General features: G+C 52.0%; 9 protein-coding genes. All 9 read left to right on the top strand.

Annotation, left to right across the window (positions count from 1 at the left end; genetic code table 11):
- The first annotated feature begins 180 nt into the window (after positions 1-180).
- The 9 genes from cydA (at position 181) to tolB (ending at position 7,605) form a co-directional block, all read left to right on the top strand.
- Positions 181-1,764 (top strand): cytochrome ubiquinol oxidase subunit I, encoded by a 1,584-nt coding sequence (gene cydA / locus BZG81_RS14190; protein WP_198533664.1) that lies wholly within the window; start codon positions 181-183, stop codon positions 1,762-1,764.
- Positions 1,765-1,775: 11 nt separating this feature from the next.
- Positions 1,776-2,912 carry a cytochrome d ubiquinol oxidase subunit II gene (cydB, locus tag BZG81_RS14185; RefSeq protein WP_077677685.1) on the top strand — a complete coding sequence of 379 codons (1,137 nt, stop codon included), beginning with the start codon at positions 1,776-1,778 and terminating at the stop codon, positions 2,910-2,912.
- A 15-nt stretch (positions 2,913-2,927) separates the two neighbouring features.
- The gene (cydX, locus tag BZG81_RS14180; RefSeq protein WP_021024361.1) at positions 2,928-3,035 is read left to right on the top strand and encodes a cytochrome bd-I oxidase subunit CydX; all 108 of its coding nucleotides are present in this window, start codon (positions 2,928-2,930) and stop codon (positions 3,033-3,035) included.
- Positions 3,028-3,324, top strand: a complete 297-nt coding sequence (locus BZG81_RS14175) for a cyd operon YbgE family protein (protein WP_021024362.1) — start codon at positions 3,028-3,030, stop codon at positions 3,322-3,324. Before cydX ends, BZG81_RS14175 begins: the two co-directional genes overlap by 8 nt.
- A gap of 230 nt (positions 3,325-3,554) precedes the next feature.
- On the top strand, positions 3,555-3,962 hold the full coding sequence (ybgC, locus tag BZG81_RS14170; RefSeq protein WP_021024364.1) for a tol-pal system-associated acyl-CoA thioesterase: 408 nt from the start codon (positions 3,555-3,557) through the stop codon (positions 3,960-3,962).
- Positions 3,959-4,645: a protein TolQ gene (tolQ, locus tag BZG81_RS14165; protein ID WP_077677683.1), complete on the top strand. Its 687-nt coding sequence runs from the start codon at positions 3,959-3,961 to the stop codon at positions 4,643-4,645. Before ybgC ends, tolQ begins: the two co-directional genes overlap by 4 nt.
- Before the next feature lie 3 nt (positions 4,646-4,648).
- A complete protein-coding gene (gene tolR / locus BZG81_RS14160; RefSeq protein WP_021024366.1) occupies positions 4,649-5,095 on the top strand; it encodes a protein TolR in 447 nt (148 codons plus the stop codon).
- 9 nt (positions 5,096-5,104) lie between these two features.
- Positions 5,105-6,166 carry a cell envelope integrity protein TolA gene (tolA, locus tag BZG81_RS14155; RefSeq protein WP_077677682.1) on the top strand — a complete coding sequence of 354 codons (1,062 nt, stop codon included), beginning with the start codon at positions 5,105-5,107 and terminating at the stop codon, positions 6,164-6,166.
- A 107-nt stretch (positions 6,167-6,273) separates the two neighbouring features.
- Positions 6,274-7,605, top strand: coding sequence for a Tol-Pal system beta propeller repeat protein TolB (gene tolB, locus BZG81_RS14150; RefSeq protein WP_198533663.1), 1,332 nt, complete (start codon positions 6,274-6,276; stop codon positions 7,603-7,605).
- The last annotated feature ends 13 nt before the right edge of the window (positions 7,606-7,618 follow it).

Raw genomic sequence — 7,618 nt, 5'->3', positions numbered from 1 at the left:
GAATATATTTAACTATTAAGTAACTTGAGTGTTTCAAGCGTGTAACATGCAAGCAGTGACTTGAGAAAGTGTAGCGCTTTCCCCGCACCGGCCAGCGGTTTGGCGGCCATGCAGGGTGAGAAAGTAAAACGAGCGATACAACTGTATCGGCACCGAAAGCGGTGTAAAGGAGTGACCATGATTACCGATATCGTCGATTTATCGCGGCTGCAGTTTGCGCTGACCGCGATGTATCACTTCCTGTTTGTTCCCCTAACGCTAGGTTTGGCATTTTTGCTGGCCATCATGGAATCGTTATACGTGATGACCGACAAGCAAATCTACAAAGACATGACCAAGTTTTGGGGTAAACTCTTTGGGATTAACTTTGCGCTCGGTGTGGCAACCGGCCTCACCATGGAGTTTCAATTCGGGACCAACTGGGCCTACTATTCCCACTATGTCGGGGATATTTTTGGCGCCCCGCTTGYCATTGAAGGGTTGATGGCCTTCTTCCTTGAATCCACCTTTGTGGGCTTATTCTTCTTTGGTTGGGATCGTCTCAGTAAACGTCAGCACTTGGTCACCACTTGGCTGGTGGCGTTAGGCTCTAACTTTTCCGCGCTTTGGATCCTGGTCGCAAACGGCTGGATGCAAAACCCAGTCGGCTCGGAGTTCAACTTTGAAACCATGCGTATGGAAATGGTGAGCTTTGCCGATGTGGTCTTTAACCCGGTAGCACAAGTTAAATTTGTTCACACCGTCGCGGCAGGCTACACCACCGGGGCAATGTTCGTGCTCGGTATCAGTGCCTACTACCTACTGAAAGGGCGTGATCTCGCCTTCGCACGTCGCTCGTTTGCAATTGCTGCCTCCTTTGGTATGGCCGCGATCGTCTCGGTCATTATTCTGGGTGATGAATCCGGTTATGAGCTGGGCGATGTGCAAAAGGTCAAATTGGCGGCGATTGAGGCCGAATGGCACACCGAGGAAGCGCCAGCAGCCTTCACCGTGGTGGGTCTTCCTAATCAAGACACCATGCAAACCGATTATGCGATCAAAATCCCGTATGCGATGGGGATCATTGCCACGCGCTCACTGGATAAAGAAGTGACAGGCTTAACCGATTTGATTGCTGAGCACGAAACCCGTATCCGCAACGGGATGCAGGCGTACGCATTGCTAGAAAAATTGCGTGCCGGCGAGACATCGTCTGAAACTAAAGCCGCCTTTAATGAAGTGAAAAATGACCTCGGTTATGGTCTGCTGCTCAAGCCTTATACCGATAAAGTGGTTGATGCCACCGAAGGGCAAATTCAGCAAGCGGCACAAGACTCTATTCCACACGTGGCACCGCTGTTCTGGAGCTTCAGGATCATGGTGGCTTGTGGCTTTGCGATGCTGTTTATCTTTGGCATGAGCTTCTGGCAAACCTGCCGTCAACGTATTGATCAAAAACCTTGGCTACTCAAACTGGCACTGATTGGTATTCCGCTGCCTTGGATTGCCTGTGAAGCGGGCTGGTTTGTTGCCGAATATGGTCGTCAGCCTTGGGCTGTGGGTGAGATTTTACCAGTGCATATGGCCGCCTCTAACCTCGCTGCAGGCGATATCATCTTCTCGATGGTGGCGATTTGTTCGCTCTACACCGTCTTTCTCGTCGCCGAGCTCTATCTGATGTTCAAGTTTGCGCGCTTGGGGCCAAGTAGCCTCAAAACCRGCCGCTACCACTTTGAACAAAAAGGCAATCCAGAAGCGGATTTCAGCCGCCAGATTGAAGCATAAGGAGAGATAGCATGTTTGATTATGAAATGTTACGGCTGATCTGGTGGGCGCTTATTGGGGTGCTACTGATTGGCTTTACCGTCACCGATGGCTTTGACATGGGGGTGGGCGCTTTGCTCACCCTGATCGGCAAAACGGATAGCGAGCGCCGGGTGATGATTAACTCTGTCGCCCCGCACTGGGAAGGCAACCAAGTTTGGCTAGTCACCGCGGGTGGGGCATTATTCGCTGCCTGGCCGCTGGTTTATGCAGTGTCATTCTCTGGGTTTTATATCGCGATGGTGCTCACACTGGCGGCGTTATTTTTCCGTCCCATGGGCTTTGACTACCGCTCAAAAATTGATGATAAGCGCTGGCGTACTGCCTGGGACTGGGGCCTGGTTGCCGGTGGTTTTATACCGCCTGTGATTTTCGGTGTCGCCTTTGGCAACTTGCTGCAAGGCGTACCATTTCAGTTAAGCGAGCTGTTGATCCCAACCTACACCGGTGGCTTTTTCGCACTGCTTAATCCATTCGCACTGGTGTGTGGCCTTGTAAGTCTGTTTATGGTGGTGCTGCAAGGGGCAACCTGGCTGCAAATGAAAACCACCGATGCGCTGCATGTACGGGCACGCAATGTGGCGCAACTATGTGCGCTACTGACCACCGTCTTGTTTGTGGCGGCGGGCTTTTGGGTACAAAACCTGGAAGGCTTTGTGGTGATCAGTGAAGCGGCGAACCAAGCGGCGTCTAACCCACTGGCGAAAGAGGTGGCGGTGCAAAGCGGCGCGTGGATGCACAACTACCAAGCGATGCCAATCCTTTGGTTAGCTCCCATTGTCGGTGCGGTGATGCCACTATTGGCACTGCTGGCGTCTCGCGTTGAGCGTGGTGGCTGGGCCTTCTTGTTCTCGAGCTTGGCCATTGCTGGGGTAATTTTGACCGCGGGTATCGCGATGTTCCCCTTTGTAATGCCATCGAGCACCTTCCCAAGTCATAGTTTGACCATGTGGGATGCCACCTCGAGCGAACTGACATTATCGATTATGACTATCGTCGCTGCGATTTTTGTGCCGATTATCTTGGCTTACACCTTGTGGTGCTACATTAAGATGTTCGGTCGCTTAGATGCGCAATATATTGAAGACAACAAACATTCACTGTACTAAGTAAGGAGCCTGCATATGTGGTATTTCACGTGGATTCTCGGTGTGCTGCTGGCATGCGCCTTCGGGATCATCAATGCGTTATGGCTTGAGCATACCGAAGCCATGGATCACGATAATGAGTGATCGCCAACCCGCTCCGTTAGGCCAGGATTTTTCTGGTCTTTGGCGGCTGCTCTCATTGGCCAGTGCATTATGCTGGGGGGGCCAAGTGATGTGGGCGCCTGAAGCCTTCGCGCAGCGCATGGGCGGCGTCACGTTCCTCATGGGCGTGGGCCTACTTTACGCCACCTGCTTGGGCGTGATTCACGCTGTCGGCTTTACAGCGCAAGGCAAAGGGAGCCGCTGGCTTACTTGGCCGCCATTAGGGTGGGGCGTGTCCCTTCTTTTGCTCGCCTTGATGTGGCTACGCTAGTTGAGCCAAACGCTCGGTGAGCAAGCGCAAAGTGACAAACGAATGACAAAAGCACCCAAGTGGTGCTTTTTTCATCACTGGCAGCAGAGTCATTGTGTGTTTTTTGCGGCATATCACTTCTTGCGCCCTTCATGGGCCACCAATGCAGCGACCGCGCGGCTTCAGCATTTCTATACATCGATAACTTAGGTATAGTAATTGCCTATCGCTGAACCTATATGGATACAGTCATGACTGAATCAACGCCGTTTCGTTGGCCCGTGCGTGTTTATTATGAAGACACAGACGCCGGCGGGGTGGTTTATCACGCCAATTACCTCAAGTACTTTGAGCGTGCGCGCACTGAACTGTTACGCCAAATCGGTGTCAATCAACAGGCCTTGTTTGCCGAGCACTATGCGTTTGTGGTGCGCCACATGGATATCGACTTTCACCGCGGTGCACGGCTGGATGATGCCCTTGATGTTGTCACCACAGTGTCAGCCATGGGGCGCGCTAGCATGACGTTTTGTCAAAGCTTGGTGAATTCTGATCAAAAAGCATTGTGTGTGGCAACGGTTAAGATAGCCTGTGTCGACCCAGCCACCATGAAACCCAAATCGATTCCAACACAGATTAAATCGGAGATGATGACGTGACCGCTGAACTTTCCATTCTCGACCTGTTTTTGCAAGCAAGCCTGCTTGTGAAGGCCGTGATGCTGATATTACTGGGTATGTCAGTGGCGTCTTGGGCCATGATCATCAAACGCTCCAAAGTGATGCAGCAAGCCTTTAGTAAAGCAGAACGGTTTGAAGACCGATTTTGGTCTGGGATCGATCTGTCGCAACTATTTCAAGAAGTACAAGCCCGCAAAGACCACCTTACTGGCAGCGAGAAAATCTTTTACGCCGGGTTTAAAGAATTTGCCCGCTTGCATCGCAGCAACGACAAAGTGCCCGACGCGGTGATGGAAGGCACCTCACGGGCAATGCGTGTCTCCCTATCTAAGCAAGTGGAAGAGCTTGAAACGCATCTTCCATTTTTGGCTACCGTGGGCTCAATTAGCCCCTATATTGGCCTATTTGGCACCGTGTGGGGCATCATGCACGCCTTTATTGCGCTCGGTGCGGTGAAACAAGCGACTCTGGCGATGGTCGCCCCCGGGATCGCCGAAGCCTTGGTCGCGACCGCCATGGGCTTATTTGCAGCGATCCCCGCGGTGATGGCGTATAACCGCCTCACAGCCAAAGTGAGCAAGCTTGAACACAACTACATGAACTTTATGGAAGAATTCTCGAGTATTCTTCACCGTCAAGCGTTTGCGGCAACCCAGGAGTAATCCATGGCGTATCAACCGAAACGACGCAAAATGACGGCAGAAATCAATGTGGTACCCTACATTGACGTGATGCTGGTGTTGCTGATTATCTTTATGGTCACCGCGCCGTTTGTGACCCAAGGCGTCGATGTCGATTTACCACAGACTACACAGGCCAAAACAGCGGCAGAGTTGGCGGAAGAAGAAGACAGCGGCGCGTTCATCATTGTGGAAGTGGACCAAGACGGCCAGCTCGGGCTCAGTGTCAACAATGGTGATATGACCCGAGGGCTCAGCCTAGAAGAAATCTTAGTGCGGGTGAAAGCCGAACTTCAGCTTAACCCTAAATCCCCCGTCTTAGTCGGCGGTGATGGCCGTGTGCCTTATTCCGAAATCATCCTAACGCTTGATGCCTTAAATCAAGCGGGTGTCTCGTCAGTCGGTTTGATGACAGAGCCATATGAGTCGTAGGTGAGGGTGATGAACGAACCAAACAATAGAGAGCAGACCACCAAGGGCAAGAAAAAAGACTCATTGGTGCCCGCGCTTGTCATTTCAGGCGGGCTACACGTCTTGTTAGTGATTGTGCTGTTATGGGGCGCAGATTTTAGCTCAGACACCAAGCCAACCCCGAAAGCGGGGCGCTCGATTGAAGCCACTGTGATTGATCCGGCTGTGGTCAATGCACAAGCGCAAAAAATCCGTGAGCAACGTAACCAAGCCAAACGCGAAGAAGCTGAACGACTCAAACGGTTAGAGCAGCAAGCCAAGCAGCTCGAACAGCAACGGGAGCAAGAAGAACAGCGCTTACGCGAAGTGAAACGGAAAAAGCTCGAGGCGGAACGTCAAGCACGAGAAGAACAAAAGCGGATTGCCGAAGAGCAAGCCAAGGCCAAAGAACAAGCACGCCTTGCCAAACAACAAGCAGAACAAGCCGAACGCGAACGTCAGCGCAAGTTAGAACAACAACGGAAAGCGGAATTGGCGGCGGAAAAAGCGGAGAAAGCGCGGCAAGAAAAACTGGCGGCTGAACGCAAAGCCGAAGCTGAACGCCAACGCAAGCTTGAGGCAAAGCGCAAAGCCGAAGAGCAAGCGTTAAAAGAGGCAGAGCAGGCGCGCAAAGAAGCCGAACAAGCGAGAAAAGAGGCCGAGCGCCGGGCGCAAGAAGCCAAACGGCAACAGCAAGAGCAAGAAGCGGCGCTTAATGATTTGTTTTCGGGGCTGGAATCGGAAGCCAGCCAACGGCAAAGCGCGCGCGGACAATTTGTGGACGACGAAGTGGCGCGATACGGCGCCATTTTTACGCAAATGATCCAACAAAGACTGATTGTTGATGATGGTTTAAGTGGCCAAGAGTGTGTGGTCAATATGCGCTTGTCACCTACCGGCCTATTGCTTAATGTGGAACAAAAAGCGGGCAACTCGCGATTGTGTCGTGCAACAAAAACCGCGGTCGCGTCCGTATCACAATTTCCAATGCCAGACGATGGCGATATTATTGCCAAGTTACGTGATATCGAGTTAACCGTTCGACCTAATTAACCGACAGGATAAAAAACATGATGGAAGTGAGCCCCTGTGGTGGCACAAACCGTGTGACAAATCAGCGTCAGGATCGAGTGCGGATGTGGCGAGTTGCCGCCGTTGTCATGCTGTTGGCGTGTTTGTCGTTACTGACCCAACCGGCGCATGCGGCGCTTAAATTGGTGATCACCGAAGGGGTGAACACAGCGAGGCCCATTGGCGTGATCCCGTTTCAATGGAAAGGGCAAGGCGATATGCCTGAAGATATCTCCGCGGTCGTGGGGTCTGATTTACGCCGCAGTGGTAAGTTTAATCCATTATCAGTCAGCGATATGCCGCAAACGCCTTACAAAGACGCTGACGTCGATTACAACGCTTGGACCTCGCTCGGGGTGGATGCCGTGGTCACCGGTACCGTGACGCCGACATCGGATGGCCGCTATCAGATTGACTACCAGCTGATTGATATTGTGCGTGGCCAGCTCACCGGCGGCGACAGCAAAGGCCTAGGCGCCGATGGCCAGCTGGTACAAACCGATGATCACTTGCTGGTTAACAACCGTGCCACGGTCAAAGAAAGCGATTTACGCCGCTATGCCCACCGCATTGCCAATATTGTGTATGAACAGCTCACCGGCGAAAAAGGGGCCTTTTTGACTCGTATCGCCTATGTGGTGATCGATAAAGAAAACGACTACCCCTACCAACTGCGTTTGTCGGATTACGATGGCTATAACGAACGCTTGATCTTGCGCTCTAAACAGCCACTGATGTCACCGTCGTGGTCACCGGATGGTCGTCAATTGGCCTATGTTAGCTTTGAAAACGGCCAAGCCGAAATCTTTCTGATGGATATTTACACCGGTGAGCGAGAGAAGATCTCTTCTTACCCGCGCCACAATGGTTCGCCACAGTTTTCACCCGATGGTAGCAAGCTCGCCATGGTGCTGTCGAAAACCGGTAGCCTACAGGTGTATACCTTCGACCTGAACAGTAAAAAACTGACTCAAATTACCCATGGTCGTGCCAATAGCACCGAACCATTTTGGGATCCCGATGGTAACTCGCTCATCTACACCTCGGACCGGGGTGGCAAACCACAGATTTATCGCGTAAATTTAGAAGATGGAACTAGCCGACGGATCACGTGGGAAGGCAATCAAAACATGGGGGGACAACTGACCCCTGATGGCCGCCACTTGATCATGGTGAATCAATCAGCGTCAGGCTACAACATTGCAAAACAAGACTTAAACAGCGGGGCGGTGCAAATCCTAACCAAAACCTTGTTGGATGAGTCGCCAAGTATTGCGCCAAATGGCAGCATGGTGATTTACAGCTCGGTATATGGACGTAAGAATGTGTTGTCACTCGTCTCAATCGACGGCCGCTTTAAAGCGCGGTTACCGGCAACCAACGGGCGCGTGCGTGCACCAGCCTGGTCACCTTACCTGTAGTTTTTTAAATTTA

Source organism: Salinivibrio sp. MA607, from assembly GCF_001996245.1.
GTDB lineage: Bacteria > Pseudomonadota > Gammaproteobacteria > Enterobacterales > Vibrionaceae > Salinivibrio > Salinivibrio costicola.
The sequence above is the reverse complement of the archived record's forward strand: the minus strand, read 5'-3'. Positions and strand labels throughout refer to the sequence as shown.

Bases quoted from the DNA above. Each gene is read 5' to 3' on its own strand.
- BZG81_RS14175 (WP_021024362.1), top strand. From the start codon at position 3,028: ATGAGTGATCGCCAACCCGCTCCGTTAGGCCAGGATTTTTCTGGTCTT.
- tolR (WP_021024366.1), top strand. From the start codon at position 4,649: ATGGCGTATCAACCGAAACGACGCAAAATGACGGCAGAAATCAATGTG.
- tolA (WP_077677682.1), top strand. From the start codon at position 5,105: ATGAACGAACCAAACAATAGAGAGCAGACCACCAAGGGCAAGAAAAAA.
- ybgC (WP_021024364.1), top strand. From the start codon at position 3,555: ATGACTGAATCAACGCCGTTTCGTTGGCCCGTGCGTGTTTATTATGAA.
- cydX (WP_021024361.1), top strand. From the start codon at position 2,928: ATGTGGTATTTCACGTGGATTCTCGGTGTGCTGCTGGCATGCGCCTTC.
- cydB (WP_077677685.1), top strand. From the start codon at position 1,776: ATGTTTGATTATGAAATGTTACGGCTGATCTGGTGGGCGCTTATTGGG.
- tolB (WP_198533663.1), top strand. From the start codon at position 6,274: ATGCTGTTGGCGTGTTTGTCGTTACTGACCCAACCGGCGCATGCGGCG.